The sequence below is a fragment of the Microcystis sp. M31BS1 genome, assembly GCF_020245285.1.
In the GTDB taxonomy this organism is placed as follows: Bacteria; Cyanobacteriota; Cyanobacteriia; order Cyanobacteriales; family Microcystaceae; genus Microcystis; species Microcystis panniformis.
Map to the genome: position 1 here is coordinate 1 of NZ_JADBVE010000278.1, position 18,357 is coordinate 18,357.

The 18,357-nt window shown below is 44.6% G+C and carries 17 protein-coding genes, 1 tRNA gene and 1 pseudogene; 12 read left to right on the forward strand and 7 right to left on the reverse strand.

Translation table 11 applies throughout. The annotated features are described in order from the left end of the window. Positions 1–373 precede the first annotated feature (373 nt). The 5 genes and pseudogenes from IM509_RS16200 to IM509_RS16220 all read left to right on the forward strand — a co-directional run. Positions 374–556: pseudogene (locus IM509_RS16200) on the forward strand (BrnT family toxin); the annotation flags it as partial. 321 nt (positions 557–877) lie between these two features. Beyond that, entirely contained in the window at positions 878–1,120 is a 243-nt protein-coding gene (locus IM509_RS16205) for an antitoxin family protein (RefSeq protein ID WP_052278449.1), read from the forward strand. Continuing rightward, positions 1,107–1,514, forward strand: a complete 408-nt coding sequence (locus IM509_RS16210) for a PIN domain-containing protein (protein ID WP_002789708.1) — start codon at positions 1,107–1,109, stop codon at positions 1,512–1,514. The genes IM509_RS16205 and IM509_RS16210 overlap by 14 nt, the downstream gene beginning before the upstream one ends. A 263-nt stretch (positions 1,515–1,777) precedes the next feature. After that, positions 1,778–2,251 carry a type II toxin-antitoxin system VapC family toxin gene (locus IM509_RS16215; protein ID WP_052276626.1) on the forward strand — a complete coding sequence of 158 codons (474 nt, stop codon included), beginning with the start codon at positions 1,778–1,780 and terminating at the stop codon, positions 2,249–2,251. A gap of 3 nt (positions 2,252–2,254) precedes the next feature. Continuing rightward, the gene (locus IM509_RS16220; RefSeq protein ID WP_016516502.1) at positions 2,255–2,482 is read left to right on the forward strand and encodes a hypothetical protein; all 228 of its coding nucleotides are present in this window, start codon (positions 2,255–2,257) and stop codon (positions 2,480–2,482) included. Positions 2,483–2,514: 32 nt separating this feature from the next. Here the strand turns inward: IM509_RS16220 and bioF are convergent, their stop codons facing one another. Beyond that, complete coding sequence (bioF, locus tag IM509_RS16225) at positions 2,515–3,672, reverse strand: 8-amino-7-oxononanoate synthase (RefSeq protein ID WP_052276625.1); 1,158 nt, start codon at positions 3,670–3,672, stop codon at positions 2,515–2,517. 47 nt (positions 3,673–3,719) lie between these two features. Further along, the gene (locus IM509_RS16230; RefSeq protein WP_052276624.1) at positions 3,720–4,079 is read right to left on the reverse strand and encodes a DUF6464 family protein; all 360 of its coding nucleotides are present in this window, start codon (positions 4,077–4,079) and stop codon (positions 3,720–3,722) included. A 414-nt stretch (positions 4,080–4,493) separates the two neighbouring features. On the opposite strand from IM509_RS16230, the gene IM509_RS16235 reads away from it, so the two are divergent. Together IM509_RS16235 and IM509_RS16240 are read left to right on the forward strand one after the other, a co-directional pair. Then, complete coding sequence (locus tag IM509_RS16235) at positions 4,494–5,042, forward strand: RDD family protein (protein WP_185236845.1); 549 nt, start codon at positions 4,494–4,496, stop codon at positions 5,040–5,042. A gap of 214 nt (positions 5,043–5,256) precedes the next feature. Continuing rightward, positions 5,257–5,532 (forward strand): hypothetical protein, encoded by a 276-nt coding sequence (locus IM509_RS16240; RefSeq protein ID WP_002738957.1) that lies wholly within the window; start codon positions 5,257–5,259, stop codon positions 5,530–5,532. Between the two features lie 309 nt (positions 5,533–5,841). Here the strand turns inward: IM509_RS16240 and IM509_RS16245 are convergent. Further along, positions 5,842–5,915: transfer RNA gene (locus IM509_RS16245), tRNA-Arg, on the reverse strand. A gap of 104 nt (positions 5,916–6,019) precedes the next feature. Beyond that, entirely contained in the window at positions 6,020–6,211 is a 192-nt protein-coding gene (locus IM509_RS16250; RefSeq protein ID WP_002747148.1) for a hypothetical protein, read from the reverse strand. Positions 6,212–6,417: 206 nt separating this feature from the next. On the opposite strand from IM509_RS16250, the gene IM509_RS16255 reads away from it, so the two are divergent. After that, positions 6,418–8,943, forward strand: a complete 2,526-nt coding sequence (locus IM509_RS16255; protein WP_185236846.1) for a mannose-1-phosphate guanyltransferase — start codon at positions 6,418–6,420, stop codon at positions 8,941–8,943. Positions 8,944–9,022: 79 nt separating this feature from the next. Here the strand turns inward: IM509_RS16255 and IM509_RS16260 are convergent, their stop codons facing one another. Beyond that, positions 9,023–10,405, reverse strand: a complete 1,383-nt coding sequence (locus IM509_RS16260; protein ID WP_052276621.1) for a flavin monoamine oxidase family protein — start codon at positions 10,403–10,405, stop codon at positions 9,023–9,025. A gap of 109 nt (positions 10,406–10,514) precedes the next feature. Here IM509_RS16260 and IM509_RS16265 point away from each other — a divergent pair, with 109 nt between their 5' ends. Continuing rightward, a complete protein-coding gene (locus tag IM509_RS16265) occupies positions 10,515–11,363 on the forward strand; it encodes a M28 family metallopeptidase (RefSeq protein WP_052276620.1) in 849 nt (282 codons plus the stop codon). Positions 11,364–11,418: 55 nt separating this feature from the next. Here IM509_RS16265 and IM509_RS16270 read toward each other — a convergent pair whose 3' ends face one another. Both IM509_RS16270 and IM509_RS16275 read right to left on the reverse strand, forming a co-directional pair. Then, positions 11,419–12,111: a helix-turn-helix domain-containing protein gene (locus IM509_RS16270; protein WP_052276619.1), complete on the reverse strand. Its 693-nt coding sequence runs from the start codon at positions 12,109–12,111 to the stop codon at positions 11,419–11,421. Between the two features lie 13 nt (positions 12,112–12,124). Then, positions 12,125–12,406: a ParB N-terminal domain-containing protein gene (locus IM509_RS16275; RefSeq protein ID WP_052276618.1), complete on the reverse strand. Its 282-nt coding sequence runs from the start codon at positions 12,404–12,406 to the stop codon at positions 12,125–12,127. A gap of 115 nt (positions 12,407–12,521) precedes the next feature. Here IM509_RS16275 and IM509_RS16280 point away from each other — a divergent pair, with 115 nt between their 5' ends. The 3 genes from IM509_RS16280 (at position 12,522) to IM509_RS16290 (ending at position 18,139) form a co-directional block, all read left to right on the forward strand. Beyond that, the gene (locus tag IM509_RS16280; RefSeq protein WP_052276617.1) at positions 12,522–14,285 is read left to right on the forward strand and encodes an SWIM zinc finger family protein; all 1,764 of its coding nucleotides are present in this window, start codon (positions 12,522–12,524) and stop codon (positions 14,283–14,285) included. A 173-nt stretch (positions 14,286–14,458) separates the two neighbouring features. Continuing rightward, positions 14,459–16,570 (forward strand): bifunctional arginine dihydrolase/ornithine cyclodeaminase, encoded by a 2,112-nt coding sequence (argZ, locus tag IM509_RS16285; protein ID WP_185236847.1) that lies wholly within the window; start codon positions 14,459–14,461, stop codon positions 16,568–16,570. Between the two features lie 159 nt (positions 16,571–16,729). Further along, the gene (locus IM509_RS16290; protein ID WP_185236848.1) at positions 16,730–18,139 is read left to right on the forward strand and encodes a GUN4 domain-containing protein; all 1,410 of its coding nucleotides are present in this window, start codon (positions 16,730–16,732) and stop codon (positions 18,137–18,139) included. The last annotated feature ends 218 nt before the right edge of the window (positions 18,140–18,357 follow it).

The window sequence follows — 18,357 nt, forward strand, 5'->3', positions numbered from 1 at the left end:
AACAATTCCCGAAGAGCCTGTCTATCTTTTGGCATTAACCTGTTTGTACCTTAAGTTTTTCCCTGTATGAATTTCAGCTACTTTTGAGCGTAGTTGCTCTCATCGAATTTTATTTTAAGTTAATTATTTGCATAACAATTACCGAAGAGCCGACAAAACAAAGCGAGCAACTGGAACATCTCCCCCTAGATGTTAAGTCTGATTGCCTGGTCATTCTCAACAAGCACTGTTTATTGAGAATTACCGGGGGAACCCTGAAATTTTCGGCTTAGTTGGTGGCAGCTTGCCGCCAACTCACTCCTCTAGATAAGTATTTTGACTCAGGCATCTTCCTCTTTTGAGACGTTGTGACACTTAGGGTGCGGAATGTGGGTTTGATGGCGATATTGTAACGGTTGAGGACGATCGTTACGGTTATGGAGAGCAGCGTTTTGTCACATTCGGTTTGTTGCAAGGGCGAGTGATTGCCGTTGTCCATACAGAACGTGAGGATTGCACCCGTATTATTTCTGCAAGAAAAGCGACGAAATATGAACAACGAACCTACTTCGAGTAACCCTCAAACTGATTGGCAACGATTGGATGCGATGAGCGATGAAGATATTGATTGATCAGATTGTCCAGAGATTACGCCAGAAATGTTTGCTCAGGCGGTAGTGCGGCGGGGTTTACCTGCTACAAAAGCCAAGGCTCAAGTTATACTCCCCATTGATAGCGATGTATTGTAAAGTTTCAATAGAAATATAGTCAGATATAGTCAGGCATGGCAATATATGGACATGAAGCTATCAGACTATTGTTCGTCACGGGATTTGCTTCGTGTAGGCTAGACTGTAAGCAGCTAACTAAATCACCCTCTTATGATAGAGATTTCCCCATGCCCCAAGCCTTGAAAGCAATTTATCATAGTGGTACGTTCATCCTTCAAACAGCTTACGATTTACCTGACGGCACTGAGGTGGAGCTTTTTGTAAAATCACCTCAAATTATTCCCCCAAAGATTACCGATATTGCGGCTAGGCAGAATTTTTTAAGGCTGCTTGTTGAGCGAATGCAACAAAACCCCATTCCCTCTAATGCTCCCCAGTTTACTAGAGATATGTTGCATGAACGCCGTTGACACAAATGTTTTAATTTACGTCAATGATTCGCGTAATCCTAGTAAGCAGGCAATCGCAGCTTCTCTAGTAGCTAATCTGACAGAGGGAGTTTTAATTTGGCAGGTTGCCTGCGAATATTTAGCGGCAAGCCGCAAACTTGAGCCATTTGGGTATGACAGAGCGCAAGCCTATCAGTACATTCGAGATTTGCAACAGGTTTGGTACACAGCTTTGCCAACTTGGGCTGTGATTAATCGCGCTGAGGACTTGATGAGCCGTTTTAGTTTGTCTCATTGGGATTCGATGGTGGTTGCTGCTTGTTGGGAAGCAAACGTCGAAACTCTCTATACAGAAGACTTTGGGTATTCAGACATTGATGGGCTGAAAATTGTCAATCCTTTCAAGAGTCCCTAAACCTGCCGCAGCATAATTCGTAGGGTGCGTTCCCTAATGTGACTCTACTGCTCCACCGATCGATTTTTGGGGAACGCACCATGCACATTGATTGAAGCTGTGGGTTTAAGTGCGATGCCGCTCTGGTGGACTGAGTGCGATGCCGAAGGCACTGCGTAGCAGATCGCTGCTCTTGTAGCTTGGGTTGACGGCTGTTACCCAACTCCCTCAAAACCAAGATTAAATGCAGTAGGATAGACGTGGGATAGATTTTCTAGATTGCCGTGAGCGAAACCGTCTATATTGAAACCAGTGTTATTGGTTATCTGACAGCCAGATCGACCAAAAACCTGATTATTGCTGCCAATATTGAAATAACACGGGAATGGTGGGAATTTCGTCGAAACGACTTTATTCTGTACACTTCGGAGGCTGTCCTAGAGGAAGTAGCTAAAGGGGATACAGCGATCGCCTCCCAAAGGCTGGATATTTTGCGTGATTTTCCCTTGTTAGCATTGAATGACGCTGCACAAGATTTGGCTAAACAATTCTTAACCCGCAGTAATCTGCCTCCAAAAGCGAAAGTTGACGCGATCCACATTGCCGCCGCAACTGTCCACGGCATGGATTATCTGTTAACGTGGAACTGTAAGCATATTGCTAATGCTCAAATACAGGGTAAGTTAGCTGAGATTACCCTTGGTTGTGGCTATGTATTGCCTATCCTTTGCACACCCAACGAACTAATGGGAGATTAAGTCATGTGGACAGATGAAATTGTCGAGGAGATCCACCGAATCCGTGAAGAGTATGCCAAGTCCTTCAACTATGACTTGGATGCAATCTTTGCAGACCTACGCAAAAAGGAAGCAGCAAGCGGCAGAGAAGTCGTAAACTTATTGCGAAAGCCCAGTCTAACAAGTCGTTGGAGCGGCCAGGCTAGAGAGCTTGATGATGGGATCAAGGATGCTAACCGCCGCTCAACTTAGTTGTTCCCCACTTCCCACGAAAAACTTTTTCCCTATGTGGGGAAAGATTCGCCAATAGACTGGACAAGAATCTCTAGATGGGCGAGGCTATGGGTGGCCATAGCAGTAAATCGCAGACGACTGGTGGGAACGGTAGGAGGACGAATGGCGGGGGCAAAAATCCCTTTTTCTAGCAGTTTTTGCGATAATTCTAGGGCTTTACCCGGATTGGCCACCGGTAAACATAAAATCGCCGCTTCCGAAGGCAATATATTAAAATTATTTAATTTACTCTTGACAAAATTAATATTTTGGTGTAAGTTTTGGCGACGTTCCGGTTCCAGACGAATAATCTCTAAAGCCATTTTAGCGGCGGCGGTGTCGGCGGGGGATAAACCGGTAGTATAAATCCAGGTGGCGGCGCGATTGCGGATAAAATCGATAATTTTGGCGTTTCCGGTCACATATCCCCCTAAACTGCCTAAAGCTTTACTCAGGGTCCCCATCTGAATTAATTCCCGTCCTTGACAACCACAATATTCCACGCAACCTGTGCCATTTTCCCCCATAACTCCGGTAGCGTGGGCCTCATCCACCAAAACCATACAATTATAAATCTCGGCTAGAGCGAGAATTCCCGCTAGGGGACAGATATCCCCATCCATACTAAACACTGTATCAGTGAGCAGTAAACAATGACGATAGTGATGACGGTGGGCTAATAACTGATTTTCTAAGTCTTCGAGACTATTGTGCCGGTATTCTTTCACCGTGGCACCGCTTAACTTGGCTCCATTTTTGAGGCTAGAGTGATTGTATTGATCGCCTAAAATCAGGTCTTTCTGCGCCACTAAACAGGTAATTGTCCCCAAATTGGCTAAATATCCCGAACTAAAAACAATCGCGTCTTCGCTATTTTTAAAGGATGCGATCGCTAATTCTAAATCTCGATGAATATCTCGGTGTCCACTTAATAGACGCGAGCCGGTGCTTCCAGTTCCATAGCTTTGTGTCGCTGCTATGGCTGCTGCGATCATTCTTTCATCGGCTGCTAATCCCAGATAATCATTACTGCCAAAATTAATCAGCGATCGACCCTCTAATTCTATAACGGCTCCGCCCCGGCCTTGAATGGTTTTAACCCTTCGATACCAATTGGCCCGATGGAGGGTTTTTAAGCTATCCTCGATCCAAGAGTAAGGATGATTCATGGGTGATTTGTCAATATATAGCCAGATTATTGCCGAAAAAGGCTCTTTTAAGGGTTAATAGTTTCGTAAAAACGACAATCTTGACAGGGCCCGGAGGGGTTAATCGCACAGCGCAACAGTTCAGATCTGGCGTTAAAATGACAACTAGCATCCCCCATCACCCAACGTCCTTCAATCAAACTTTTTTCGTTAGGAGTGGGAGCAGTTTGTACATAAAGGGAAATTTTGCGTAAACAATAGCCACCAATCTTGTATTGGTACTGGTGGTGACGTTCCAAAACCGCATAGGTTTGTCCTTTTAAGGCCAAATAATTACCCGGTTGTGGCATCCAATCCAACTGTATCTCTCCCAAACTTTGCCGCGGATGGGTCAGAATAACCTCCGTTGTTAATGAATCTTGCTCCATGATTATCCCTGTATTCTGGGCTACCTTTGCTCAATGGTAGCTTAGATCTCCGAGTCGATTAATAATTATATCTCCTGCAAAAATCAAAAATCTTCGGTTAGGTAAGCAGACTCCCAGACAGAAGACTCCGAGACAGGGGGAGAAAAAAGACAAGGGACAACTATCCTAGAATTGCCAATTTCCCGATTAGAGTAGAAGATAAACCGCAGGATTTTTCCGAGAATTGACTTTAAACCTCTTGCATAATTAATTTTTCAGGGTTCAAAAACTGCAAAAATAAGGATTAAATGGCATAAATTCTGTAAAGAGACCATTTAACTGATTATTATTCATTCTTAATTCTCCTGACTCCTGACTACTGGCTACTGACTCCTAACCCTAACAACAATTTTTGATTTTTACAAGAGGTCTTTTATGGTTTACCCCATCCCACCTGAAGATAATCTACCGCAAAAATTTCCGAAAATTCCCTTAGATCGTCGGGCCTATGCTTTCCTGATCGACTTTGCCTCGATCTGGTTTTTAAGCTCCTTTGCCAACAGTTCGCCTGTACTGCAATTTTTCCTTTTTCTCCTGATCTGGTGGTGTTTGCGGGTGTTATTGGTAGCGCAGAATCAGGGTCAGAGTTTAGGACGTTGGGCCCTGGATATGAAGATCATCGATCTACGACTTCAGCGTTTACCCGGAATTTTGGAGTTAAGCAAACGAGAGGCGATCGCTGGTGGCGGGGCAGCTTTAATGATGGTAGGGTTAAATACTTTTTTTGGCAATCCTTTAAGCTTGATTTTATTATCTTCGCCCCTTTTCGCCGATTGTGGTATGGCGATCGGTGATGAGCAATTGAACCGCGCTTTCCACGATCGCATCGGTGGCACGATTGTTATTCCCACCCGTCGGGGTTTTTCTCTCGATCTACGTTTAAGAAGGCTTTGGTATCAAGTTAAGGGCAGAATGAGAAGATAAATAGCAGTTATCAGTGATCAGTGATCAGTGATCAGTTTCAAGTTTTGAGTGATACTAAATCCGGTTATTAAAAACTGGTTATTTATTCCCCCTTTTGCCTTTTGCCGTTCGGCTGTCCTGATATATAGCCTATACTCAACGGATTTAGTATTATTCCGCCATCCGAGGGGCATCGGTGGGGGACAAGAAATTAGTCTATTAGGAGTTTACCAAAATGTCAGAAGACAGATTAGAGCGGATCGAGAAAATAGTGGAATCGAACGCTCGCGCTATTCAATCCCTAGCTGATGCCGTCGCTAGTGACCGCGAAGAACGGAAACAGGAGAAAAAAGGGCTTTACGATTACCTAGCTCGAATAGCAAGCGCACAATCAGATTTTTATGAGACTCAAGCCGATTTTTACCGGCATCTAGAGAGAATGGATGATCGACACGCTCAAATGATTGAAATCATCCGACAGATTAACGAGAACAGAAGCGATCAAGCCTAACCTCTAGAAGTTGCCCGCAGCCGTGCCTACGGGCTTAATTAAGCCCGTAGATATTTTGATAATGAACGCTATAGCAGTTTTCATCAGAATGAGGCATGGGCAAGGAGCTTAAGTCCTTTGTTGGCAAAACTTGTCGATACCTCAATAACGTGAAAAGCGCTATAAATAGCAGTTTCCCGGTCTCTTTTCACTGTTTAAGGAGCTTAAGTCCTTTGTTGGCAAAACTTGTCGATACCTCAATAACGTGAAAAGCGCTATAAATAGCAGTTTCCCGGTCTCTTTTCACTGTTTACTGTTCACTGAAAAAGGCGGGATCGGCCGGGGTCGAACCGGCGGCCTAGTGCTTAGGAGGCACTCGCTCTATCCAACTGAGCTACGACCCCTTTTTTCCCTAACCATGATAAGCCATCCATGGCTAAACTGTTGATTGCCATCGATACCCAGCTACTTTCTGTTTTATGGCCGCAACCTTGGCAATATGTTAATTTTATTTGCCCTTGAGGGCTTTTTGAAAATTCTTGCGATAGGCGGGATTAACAGCCAACAGAAGCGGCCAGAACAGTGTTAGAGCTAAACGATTGGGTAAACTGGAACTAAAATTAGTGCTTCTGTACCCATTCCAGAATTTCCAACCAACGAAACCATAAGCAATTATTAAGATAAAAATAACGGGTCTCATGCCATCTCATCCTTAGATTTAGACAATTCACATCTCTCATTTTAAGCTTGGGTTTTGCCGACTTGGGAAAAGAAAATATTGTCCTGAATCCGGGAGACGGTGTTAGAATGCCGGTTAGGAACTAGCTCGATCGAGATAGAAAAACTAAAGCCAGAATTTGCAAAAACTATTTAAAAACGGCGAAAAGATAGCCTTGGGAGGAAGTTATGCGAGCGGTACTAATGGCAGGTGGTTCGGGGACAAGATTACGTCCGCTTACTTGTGATCTTCCCAAACCGATGGTTCCGATTCTCAACCGTCCGATCGCCGAACATATTATCAATTTACTGCGAAAGCATGACATTACCGAAATTATCACCACCCTGCACTATCTCCCGGATGTCATGCGCGACTACTTTCAAGACGGCAGCGACTTTGGGGTAAAAATTACCTACGCTGTGGAGGAGGATCAACCCCTAGGCACCGCAGGATGTGTGAAAAATATTGCCGAATGGTTAGATGATACCTTTCTGGTGATTAGTGGCGATAGTATCACTGATTTTGACCTGCAAAAAGCGATCGCATTCCATAAAAGCAAAAACTCGAAAGCAACCCTCGTCCTGACGCGCGTTCCCAATCCGATCGAATTTGGGGTAGTGATTACCGACAAAGAAGGCAGAATTCGCCGTTTTATCGAAAAACCATCCACTAGCGAGATTTTTTCCGATACCGTCAACACCGGAACCTATATTCTTGAACCAGAAGTCCTCGATTATCTCCCCTACAAAGAAGAAGCCGACTTTTCTAAAGATTTGTTTCCGCTGCTGCTGCAAAGGGGCGAACCTATGTATGGTTATGTGGCCGATGGTTATTGGTGCGATGTCGGTCATCTGGAGGCCTACCGAGAAGCGCAATACGACGCTTTATCTGGCAAAGTTAACCTGGAATTTCCCTATCGAGAAAAATCCCCCGGGGTGTGGGTCGGCACTAATACCTATATCGATCCTAGCGCCCAGATCGAGGCCCCGGCCATGATCGGCAATCATTGCCGCATCGGTGCAAATGTTCTGATCGAGAGGGGTTCGGTTATCGGCGATAATGTCACCATCGGTGCCGGTTCCGATCTGAAACGTCCCATCCTCTGGAATGGTGTGGTGATCGGGGATGAGGTCAATTTAGCCGCTTGTACGATCGCTAGAGGAACCAGAATCGATCGACGGGCCCAGGTACACGAAGGTGCGGTGATCGGACAATTATCGATCGTCGGGGAAGAAGCGCAGATCAATTCTGGGGTCAGAGTCTGGCCGAGTAAACAGATCGAATCAGGAGCCATCCTCAATATTAACCTGATTTGGGGAAATACTGCCCATAAAAACCTCTTTGGTCAACGAGGAGTATCGGGCCTGGCTAACATCGATATCACGCCCGAATTCGCCGTTAAACTGGGGGCAGCCTACGGTTCCATCCTGAAACCGGGGTCAACGGTAATCGTCTCCCGGGATCAACGTAGTGTCTCGCGCATGGTCAGTCGATCGCTGATTGCCGGTTTAATGTCCGTGGGGGTGAATATCCAAAACCTACAAGCGAATGCTTTACCGATTTCCCGGACTTTAGTGGCTAAATTAAACGTAGTCGGTGGCATTCACGTCCGTATCCATCCCGATCGCCCGGATTTTCTCTTAATCGAGTTTTTAGACGAAAAAGGAATTAATGTTTCCAAAGCCAAGGAAAAGAAAATCGAAGGCGCTTATTTCAAAGAAGATCTGCGACGGGTGGGAATGCAGGAAATCGGCAGTATGTCCTATCCAGCTGATATTCTCGATAATTACCGCAAAACCTTTGAAACTCAGCTAAATGTGGAGGCCATTCGCAATAGTGGTTCCAAAATCGTCATTGATTACGCCTACGGAGTCTCAGGGGCAATTTTACCGGAATTACTGGCTAAATTTGGCTGTGATGCCGTGGTTCTCAATGCCAGTTTACGTCAGAATGCCCTTTCCATGCAGGAAAGAGAGTTACTGATCCATCAATTGGGCCATGTGGTGGAGGCCCTGAAAGCGAACTTAGGCGTACAAGTTTCGGCCAACGGGGAACAATTAGTCCTCGTCGATGAGAGTGGTTTATCGATTCGCGGGGAACAATTAACTGCTTTAATGGTGAATACAATTCTGACCGCCCATCCGCGCGGTACAGTGGTAGTGCCAGTTCATGCTTCTAGTGCCGTGGAACAGATCGCACGTCGTCACGATGGCCGGGTGGTGCGGACAAAAGCCAGTCCTAGCGCTTTAATGGAAGGATGTCAAACTAATCCTAATGTGGTTTTAGGAGGCTCTGGGCAAACTGGCTTTATTTTTCCGCAATTACATCCCGGTTTCGATGCCATGTTCAGCGTGGCGAAACTTTTGGAGATGTTAACCATTCAGGAACGTTCTCTAGCTCAGGTGCGGGCCGAGTTACCGCGCATTTACAATAAGAATACGGCGGTGCGTTGTCCTTGGAAAGTCAAGGGATCTTTGATGCGCTATCTGGTGGAAACTCACGCTACCGATAATCTAGAGTTGGTCGATGGAGTCAAGGTGATTAATCCCCTTAATGATGACTGGGTATTGATTTTACCCGATGCCGGAGAACCTTTAGTGCATATCTACGCTAACAGTGAGCAGCGGGAATGGGTCGATCGGACAATTAAAGAATATCGTCATCGTGTGCAGTATTTCGTCGAACATTACCAGGGCGAAATAGTGATGATTTAGGATTTTTCTGCCCTATTAGCCACGAAACTTGACTATGATGACTTTTTTGACCTAAAAAGTGTCCTAGCCCTGTAAATGCTCATTTTTCCCGCAAAAGCAAGGCGATTTGATCGGCTGCCGCCTCACCGGTGCGGATCGCTCCCTCAAAAAATCCCGGCCAGCGATCGGCCATTTCTGTGCCGGCCCAGTGAATCGGTCCGACGGGAGTAAAAAGAGCCTCGCCGAAACTTGTCCAGACTCCGGGGGGCATAAAGGCGGAATATGCGCCACCAGTCCAGGTATCCCCGGGCCAATCCACCTCATCGTAACTGATCGGGAAAAGAGCCTCTTGACCGAAATAAATAGCTAAATCCGAGAGGACGGCGGCACGGCGCGCCGGACTACTCATGGAGCGCCAACGGTTATAGCGATCGCCAACCACAAAGGTGGCCATTACCCCGACGCCGGTTTCGGGATCGGAACTATCAGCACAGAGTTCCAACCATTGACAATTCCCTTGGGCAAGTCCCGCTAGTCCCTGTTTTCGCCAGAAGGGTTGCTCATAGGAAATCAGGACTTTAGCGCAGCATCCCATCGGTACTCGTTGGGTTAGTTGTTGTCGCTGGGGTGGCAGCGGGGGATGATAAATAATGCGGCCGGCGAGATGGGGCGGCATGGCAATGATGGCAAATTTGGCAGTAAAAGTGTTCTGGCTGGTTTCTACGGTCACACTGGCCGAGTCATAATTAAGGCGAACAACCGGTTCCCCCAGTCGAATTCGCTCTCCTAATTCCGCCGCGATCTTGTCGGGAATTTGTCCGGCTCCGCCATGGATCAGTTCGGCTTCTGGATGTTCGGCCTGAGGGGCGCAATTTTGTCCCCAAAGAACGTGCAGCAGTGAGACTTGCTGGGGTTCGGCCGGCCCGAGAAAACCCACTGCACGGGCCATATAAGCAAAATACCATTGACCAAAATCTGTGCTGGTGTTTTCTTCAATCCACTGGGCAAAAGTTTTACTGTCTAGTTTTTTGGTGTGATCGTTGCTTTGGGGATAACCTGAAGGTAGAGTTTTGGCTAGTTCTTGAAAACGCGCCCATGCTGACATCGCATCTTGCCATTCTGCCGCGCCGATATCGGGTACTTCTCCCTCGTGGAAACCTTGAAAAAAACCATTGAATTCATAGCGTTTGTTGTTAAAGACTAGGACGGTTTTTCCCTGATTGGGAGAGGGAAAACGACGTATTTTATACTCATCAAGAAGGGCTAAAAAACGCTCTTGGGTTGGACCCACCCACTGACCACCTCGATCGATCCACTGTCCGGAGGGGAGATATTGACCAGACATTCTACCACCGTAACGATTTCGCGCTTCGATCACCAGAACTTGATGACCTTGCCTCTGGAGATTCCGCGCGGCGATTAATCCTGCTAATCCCGCCCCAACAACGATACAATCATAGCTAGTCCACTGGAGATTTGTCATGATTTTAGCTCCACAGAATATTTTATAATTAACAATTATTATTTTCCCCGATTTTTCCCTCAGTTTCTCTATCCATTGGCTCTTTTGATTAAATTATCTGCTGCCATCAATGTTTGATCTTCTTAGCGATCGCTTAAGCCAACACCTAGAACAAATTGTCCGAGAAAGAAACCCTTTTTTCTCTAGTCAAGGACATTTTTATGTGCGAGAATATCTGCGGCAAGAATTAGGCAATTGGGGAAAGGTTGAATCACATTTTTTCCCATTTCAGGGAAAAGTTTACGAAAATTTAATCTTGGATTTGCCTAACAACAGTCAAAAACCTCCGATTTTAATTGGCGCTCATTATGACACGGTGCCGGGGTCGCCAGGGGCCGACGATAACGCCACGGGATTAGCGGTATTATTAGAATTAGCGAGGTTTTTTGGGGAAAATCAGGCTAATTATCCAATTCGTTTAATTGCCTTCGATCTAGAAGAATACGGATTACTGGGGAGCATTGCATATTCGGAAAAATTAAAACAAACTAAGCAGGATTTAAGGTTAATGTTGTCCTTAGAAATGCTCGGTTACTGTGATAAAAATCCCCATTCTCAAAAATATCCAGCTTTTCTAGAATATTTTTACCCCAACACTGGGGATTTTATTGCTTTGATTGGCAATCTCAAAACCCGCGAGGATTTAAAGTTTCTCAGTCGAGTCCTGCGGGAAAATCAGACTCCCTGCGAATGGTTGCCGGTAATTTTTGCAGGTTATATCGTCCCCGATACTCGACGCAGCGATCATTCTCCCTTTTGGGATTGCGGTTATTCGGCAATTATGGTGACAGATACTGCTAATATGCGTAATCCCTATTATCATAGTTCTCAGGATACAATCGCTACTTTGGACTTAAATTTCCTAACAAGAGTCTGTCAAGGTCTTTGTTTTGGATTGCAATCTTTACCGATAAGATAAAAGCAGACCACCAGGGAATTTTTCGCATCACCAAAGCTCTGCAAGAATTATCACTTTAAGCGGTGACATTTTCTGTTTCTGCTGGTTGAATTTCTGGCATTTCTACTTTAATTAAACTCACTTTAGCACGATAAAGTAGTTTTTCCCCATGACGATAGCCCCGATAACGCACTAGAACAGGTGTACCAATTTCTGCCTGACCATCGATCAATTGATGGATCTGCGGATCATAACTAACATGATCACCGACACTGTGAATTGGTTGTACTCCCCAGCGCTCCAGTAACTGCATAATCGGTTTAACTAAGGAGAGGATTTTCACCGCTGCTAGGTCGGGATTTTTGCGGGCAACGGCCTCGGCCGTGGGCCATTGAACTAACCAAGATTCGATCGCTTCGATGCTTTGACTTTGAAATTCTGCGGCTAATTCTTCTTTTTGCTTGTCTAATTTTTGCTGTAAATTTTGATACTCTTGTTCGAGAATTTTTAATTCCCCTGAACGATCCTCTGTCCCAATCGTCGGAATTTGAAAATGAGCGAGAAGATCACTAACTGGCAGCTGCAGCCCATTAGCTAATTTCACCAAAGATTCAGAGGATAATTTGGCGATTAAACCATGGCGAACTCTCTGCAATTGCCAAGAAGATAGACCCGATAACCGACTCAATTCTTCTAGGTTTTTACAGCCAATTTTTGCCATTAACTGCTCTAATTTTTGCCGATGATATTTATATAAGGACTCATTCATGGGACTTCTCAGCTTAAGCGATGTGTTTAGCTAAAACAGATTTAGGAGCGCGACGAACTCGACAGAGAATTGTTTCTTTACCGAGACGCTGATGAGCGGCAAAGCGATGGCAACCGGAAAAACCGTAGTATTTACCATCCACCTCCAAAACATCGATCGGTTCCCGTAATCCCTCCTCAGCGATCGATTGCATCAACTGATTAACTTTTTCGGGATCGGTTTGTCGCGGTAAAGGACGACGAATTTGGGACAGAGGAATGTTTTTAATTTCCATAGTGTCTTCACTATAGCACATTTAGGCTAAACTGAAGATAAGTTGACTCGGTTGCTGATGCAGTGGTCTGCCTCGCTACTGGCAGTTTTATTGCCACAGACAAGATTTTATCACCCAATCCTCTCCTTTTCTGACTATGACTATTCCTCCTATCAATGAAAAAATTATCCAGCAAAATAGCACCAATGCTTCCTATCAGCGCGGTCAATATTATTACGATAGCGGTGCAGTTATTTCTCTTTGGCAACGGGGGCAAAATCTACAAGCTTTAGTGAGTGGTAGTGAGGTTAAACCCTATCGAGTTGCCATAGATTTTAACCAAGAAAACCTTGAGAATGTCTCCTGTTCCTGTCCCTACGATTATGAGGGTTGGTGTAAGCATATTGTGGCGGTTTTATTAACCTGTTCTCGTCAACCAGAATTAATTATCAAAAAAGCATCTTTAGAGGAGTTATTGACACCGATTGATGAAAGTAAATTAAGAAAATTGCTTAATCATTTAGTGGCTAAACACCCAGAAATTATCGAGACAATTGATAAGTTTTTAGTACCAGCTACCCCAGTTAATAAAGCGGGAGGGAAGATAACTATTAATGTCAAAGCTTATCGTAATACTGTCCGTAATGAACTGCGGCAATCCCTGCGAGCGATCGAAGAAGATTACTACGAAGAAGATCCAATTTCTGATGAAATTTATGCCCTGGTGGATGAGGCCAAAGATTATTATCAAAAGGGAGAACCCGATAACGCAATCGCTATTTTAGAAGCAATTATTAGCGCCTGTATCGAGGAATGGGATAATTTAGAAGATTATGATGGGGTCAATGATGATTTAAGTGCTAGAATCGATCGAGTTTTAACTGCGGCAATTTTAAGCAAGGAATTTAATCCCCAAGAAAAGCAAGATTTAAGGGAAAAAATCGAGCAATGGCAGCATGAATGGAGTGCCGATTTTGAGATGAGTTTAGCAGCCTTACAACAGGGATGGGACGATCCAGTTTTAGAGAAGATTTTACGGGGAGAATCGGCTAATTTTTCAGAAATGTGGTCAGGGAATATCCCCGATTATGCCCAAACATTAACTTCTATTCGCTTAGAAATTTTCGAGCAACAGGAAAAAGATCAGGAGTATTTGAATCTAGCTTTAGCTTCAGGACAAGTGGTAGAATACCTAACTAAGTTAGTCTATCTTGATCGCATTGAGGAAGCGATGGCAGCATCAAAAAACATGATAACTAAAAACGATGAAGCCTTCTTTTTTGCCAAAGCTTTACGCGATGAATCTGCACCAGAATCCGCTCTCATAATCGCCAGGGGTGGTCTAAATTTCCCTGGGAATTATTATTATCAATTAGCTCTCTGGACAAGTGAACTAGCGCAATCTTTAGGGGATATAGATACAGCTTTGGCTGCTAGAATTAAGGCATTTCAAGACCAACCTTCCTTTTCCCATTACCAAAAAATTGAGTCTTTAGCTGGGGAAGATTGGCCCGATTTAAAATTAGACTTGTTAGATTACTTGCGCGAGTTTAGCGGTGGACGTTCCACAGAGGCTAAAATCGATATATTTCTCCACGAAAATTTAGTTAGAGATGCAATTAAAGTCGTTTCTGATAATTCCTATGTGCAGTCTCATCTAATTTGGCGGATAATGGATGCGGCTGCTACCGTGGATCCTAACTGGGTGATTGATCGCGCGCGTCCTCCTGCGGAAAAGATACTCGACGAAAAAAAGGCTGATCGCTACGAAGAAGCGATTAAATGGCTGAAAAAAGCTCGTAATGCCTTTTATATGTCGGGAAGACGGGAAGAATGGCAAACTTATCGGGAAAGTTTAATTAAGGAACACGGACGCAAATCGAAATTTATGGGGTTATTTAAACATCAGGATTTACAATAATTTAAGCTTCTAGCCGTCAGTTATCGGCTAGAATCAGGCTGTTTTTAGCTTGTAGAGCGGGAATTGTCCTAATCTTAGGCCTAGTGATATTTTGGGGCAAAGTAGAGTATAATGGAAGATTGGTCTAAACTTATCTCCAGACTACTTATACTGAATATTCATTGTCAAAAAATATGACTGAAACTATTCGCTTTTTGATGTGTTCTCCCGATCATTACGATGTGGATTATGTGATTAATCCTTGGATGGAGGGCAACATTCACAAATCTTCCCAGGAAAAAGCTAGGCAACAATGGCAGCAGCTTTATCATGTTCTCAAAGATCGGGCGCTCGTGGATTTAGTCCCACCAGAAAAAGGCTGGCCCGACATGGTTTTTACCGCTAATGCAGGTTTAGTTCTGGAAAAAACTGTCGTTCTCAGTCGCTTTTTACACAAAGAAAGACAGGGAGAAGAACCCTATTTTAAACAGTGGTTTGAAGATAACGGTTTTACGGTTCACGAACTGCCCAAAGATTTACCCTTTGAAGGTGCAGGAGACGCATTATTAGATCGGGAAGGACGTTGGTTATGGGCAGGATATGGCTTCAGAACTGAGTTAGATTCCCACCCTTTAATCGCTAAATGGCTCGATATCGAGGTTTTATCCCTACGTTTAATCGATGAACGTTTCTATCACCTTGATACCTGTTTTTGTCCCCTTAGTGGCGGTTATCTCCTCTACTATCCTGATGCTTTTGATGCCTATTCTAATCGGTTAATTGAGTTAAAAATTCCCGAAGAAAAACGCATTATCGTTGAAGAAGCCGATGCGGTTAACTTTGCTTGTAATGCTGTGAATATCGGTGAAGTAATCGTCATGAATAAAATTAGTGACGATTTACAACATAAGTTAGCGTCAAAAGGGTTTGAAGTGGTACAAACTCCCCTGACGGAGTTCTTAAAAGCAGGAGGAGCCGCTAAATGTTTAACCCTGCGTACCACGGAACCCCTAATTCCAGACCATCACGCAAATGTCACCATTGAAAGTCGCATTCTCCAGCTAGAAGGTCATCTGCTCGACGCGGGAATTATGAATAAAGCTCTCGATGTTGTGGTAGGAAATGGGGGCAGCTTCAAGGTTTTAAACTTCACCTTAGGGATTGAGCGTCAAAGTACCTCCTCGGCCGAAGTGCGGGTTTCTGCACCCTCTCACGAGGTAATGGAGGAGATCATGGTACAATTGATCGACCTCGGTGCGGCCGCTCGTCCCCAAGAAATCTGTGATGTCAATACCGCAGTGGTGGCACAAGATGGGGTCGCTCCCGATGATTTTTATGTCAGCACCATCTATCCCACGGAAGTGCGGGTTAGCTGTGAATGGGTGCGGGTGGAAAATCAACGCATGGATGCAGCCATCGTCGTCACTGAAAGTCCGGAAGGCAAAACGGCGAAATGTACTCTGCTGCGGGATTTAAAAGCTGGCGATCGCGTTATGGTGGGAGTTGAGGGCATCCGTACTATCCGACAGGCGGAATCCAGGGAACAACGCAACAGCACCCAGGAATTTACCTTTATGGGTGCGGGGGTTTCCAGCGAGCGCCGAGTCGAGTTAACCGTGGAGCAGATTGCCTGGGAAATGCGCCAAATTCGCGACCAGGGCGGTAAAGTGGTAGTAACGGCAGGTCCGGTGGTCATTCACACTGGAGGAGCGCAACATCTCTCCCGTTTAATCCGCGATGGTTACGTTCACGCTTTACTGGGGGGGAATGCGATCGCAGTTCACGATATGGAACAGGCGATCATGGGTACTTCCTTAGGGGTAGATATGCAGAAAGGCATCCCCGTGCGCGGTGGCCATCGTCACCACCTCAAGATTATCAACCTCATCCGTCGCCACGGCAGCATCGCCAAAGCTGTATCGGCCGGGGTATTGACAAAAGGCGTAATGTATGAATGCGTCAAGAATAATGTCCCCTTCAGTTTGGCCGGTTCAATTCGCGATGATGGTCCGCTTCCGGATACGGAGATGGATTTAATTAAAGCACAGGAAGAATATTCCCGCTTAATTCAAGGTGCAGACATGATTCTTATGCTCTCTAGTATGCTCCATTCCATCGGTGTGGGTAATATGACACCGGCGGGGGTGAAAATGGTCTGTGTTGATATTAACCCGGCCGTGGTGACAAAATTAAGCGATCGAGGTTCCGTAGAATCCGTCGGTATTGTCACCGATGTGGGTTTATTCCTGAGTCTGTTAACCCAACAGTTGGATAAGTTAACCCGTCCCTTGGTAGAAACGGTTTAAAACCGCAAATAGATATCGGGTGGGTTACGCTTTGCTAACTCACCTATTTTTATCGGTATTTTCAATCAATTATCAGAGAAAATTTACCCACTAGAGTCGCCCTAGCTTGCTTTCTTTTTGTATAATAGGGGTTAATCTTCCCATACTTGTCAAACGGCCATGAGTCTCTGTCTCAATCCCGATTGTTCGCACAAAAACACCCCCACGGATAAATTCTGTCATAAGTGCGGTTCTCAATTACTGCTCAGAGAACGTTATCGAGCGCTAAAATTAATCGGTCAAGGGGGTTTTGGCAAGACATTTCAAGCGATAGATGAGGATAAACCCTCAAAACCCTATTGTGTGATTAAACAATTTTTCCCGTCAGCGCAGGGAACAGGAACTTTACAAAAAGCAGCAGAATTATTTAAAGAAGAAGCGATTCGTTTAGATAGTTTGGGAAGATACCCACAAATCCCCGAACTTTACGCCTATTTTACCGCTAATGATGGGCGACAATATCTCGTCCAGGAATATATCGAAGGACAAAATCTCGAACAAGAATTAAAAGAGGAAGGAGTATTTAACGAAGCTAAAATTAAACATCTTTTGTCAGAGATTTTACCGATTCTAGAATTTATTCATAGTAAACAAGTAATTCATCGCGACATTAAACCAGAAAATATTATTCGCAGAAAAAGAGATAATAAATTGATTTTAGTGGACTTTGGCGCAGCAAAATTTGTCAGTCCTTTAAATCGTTCCATGACAGGAACAATTATCGGTTCTGCCGAATATATTGCCCCAGAACAGGGAAATGGCAAGGCAGTTAATGCCAGTGATTTGTATAGTTTGGGTGTAACTTGCCTTTATTTATTAACTGGAATATCTCCCTTTGATTTATTCGATGGGGGGGAACATGAATGGGTATGGCGACAGTGGTTAGTGGATAATCCTGTTAGTAATGATTCAGGGAATATTCTGGATAAATTAATCGAGTTCGGGACGAAAAAACGCTATCAATCCGCCTCGGAAGTGTTGCAAGCTTTGCAGATAAAAACATCAGTCTCTATACCCCAGACAACTATTCAAAAACCCGTTAATCCCGTTATTTCAGTTCCCCAAACTCCCCCATCTATTCAGCTTAAAAGCGCCAAAGGAATCGATTATCGGAAATTAGAAGATTTATTAAAACGGCAGCAATGGAAGCAAGCGGACTCCGAAACCGCAAGAGTGATGCTACAGGTAGCTAACCGAACAAAAGAGGGATGGCTACGGGTAGAGGATATCGATAATTTTCCCTGCGAGGATTTGCGAACCATTGACCAATTATGGGTTAAATATAGTGGCGGTCGCTTTGGTTTTTCCGTGCAGGCGAAAATTTACCGCGAACTCGGTGGGACGCGGGAGTATAATAAAGGAGTTTGGAACGCTTTCGGAGATAGAGTAGGCTGGCGAGTGAATAATAGCTGGATATACTACAGGGATGTTACTTTTGACCTAAAAGCACCCCTAGGACACCTCCCTAGCGAGCCTTTTTTTACTTGGTACGTTGGTGGCGAGAATCTTCTCTCGCGTCGAGACTTGTAAAATGTAACATATAAAGGTTACAGCCTCGTAGGTTGGGTTGACGCAAGGAAACCCAACAAAGAGTAACCTTTGGAGTTGTTGGGTTTCGCTTAAACAATCGAATTGAGCCATTTTCGACCCAGTATTGTTTCGCTCAACCCAACCTACAATAATTGCTTATATTAATTTCTGATTAATTGCCAATTCATTGCCGACACAAGAGTTAAAGCGATAACAAT

Coding starts and splice junctions, on each gene's coding strand:
- IM509_RS16205 (WP_052278449.1), top strand. CDS start 878: ATGCCCCAAGCCTTGAAAGCAATTTATCATAGTGGTACGTTCATCCTT.
- IM509_RS16210 (WP_002789708.1), top strand. CDS start 1,107: ATGAACGCCGTTGACACAAATGTTTTAATTTACGTCAATGATTCGCGT.
- IM509_RS16220 (WP_016516502.1), top strand. CDS start 2,255: ATGTGGACAGATGAAATTGTCGAGGAGATCCACCGAATCCGTGAAGAG.
- bioF (WP_052276625.1), bottom strand. CDS start 3,672: ATGAATCATCCTTACTCTTGGATCGAGGATAGCTTAAAAACCCTCCAT.
- IM509_RS16230 (WP_052276624.1), bottom strand. CDS start 4,079: ATGGAGCAAGATTCATTAACAACGGAGGTTATTCTGACCCATCCGCGG.
- IM509_RS16235 (WP_185236845.1), top strand. CDS start 4,494: ATGGTTTACCCCATCCCACCTGAAGATAATCTACCGCAAAAATTTCCG.
- IM509_RS16240 (WP_002738957.1), top strand. CDS start 5,257: ATGTCAGAAGACAGATTAGAGCGGATCGAGAAAATAGTGGAATCGAAC.
- IM509_RS16250 (WP_002747148.1), bottom strand. CDS start 6,211: ATGAGACCCGTTATTTTTATCTTAATAATTGCTTATGGTTTCGTTGGT.
- IM509_RS16255 (WP_185236846.1), top strand. CDS start 6,418: ATGCGAGCGGTACTAATGGCAGGTGGTTCGGGGACAAGATTACGTCCG.
- IM509_RS16260 (WP_052276621.1), bottom strand. CDS start 10,405: ATGACAAATCTCCAGTGGACTAGCTATGATTGTATCGTTGTTGGGGCG.
- IM509_RS16265 (WP_052276620.1), top strand. CDS start 10,515: ATGTTTGATCTTCTTAGCGATCGCTTAAGCCAACACCTAGAACAAATT.
- IM509_RS16270 (WP_052276619.1), bottom strand. CDS start 12,111: ATGAATGAGTCCTTATATAAATATCATCGGCAAAAATTAGAGCAGTTA.
- IM509_RS16275 (WP_052276618.1), bottom strand. CDS start 12,406: ATGTGCTATAGTGAAGACACTATGGAAATTAAAAACATTCCTCTGTCC.
- IM509_RS16280 (WP_052276617.1), top strand. CDS start 12,522: ATGACTATTCCTCCTATCAATGAAAAAATTATCCAGCAAAATAGCACC.
- argZ (WP_185236847.1), top strand. CDS start 14,459: ATGACTGAAACTATTCGCTTTTTGATGTGTTCTCCCGATCATTACGAT.
- IM509_RS16290 (WP_185236848.1), top strand. CDS start 16,730: ATGAGTCTCTGTCTCAATCCCGATTGTTCGCACAAAAACACCCCCACG.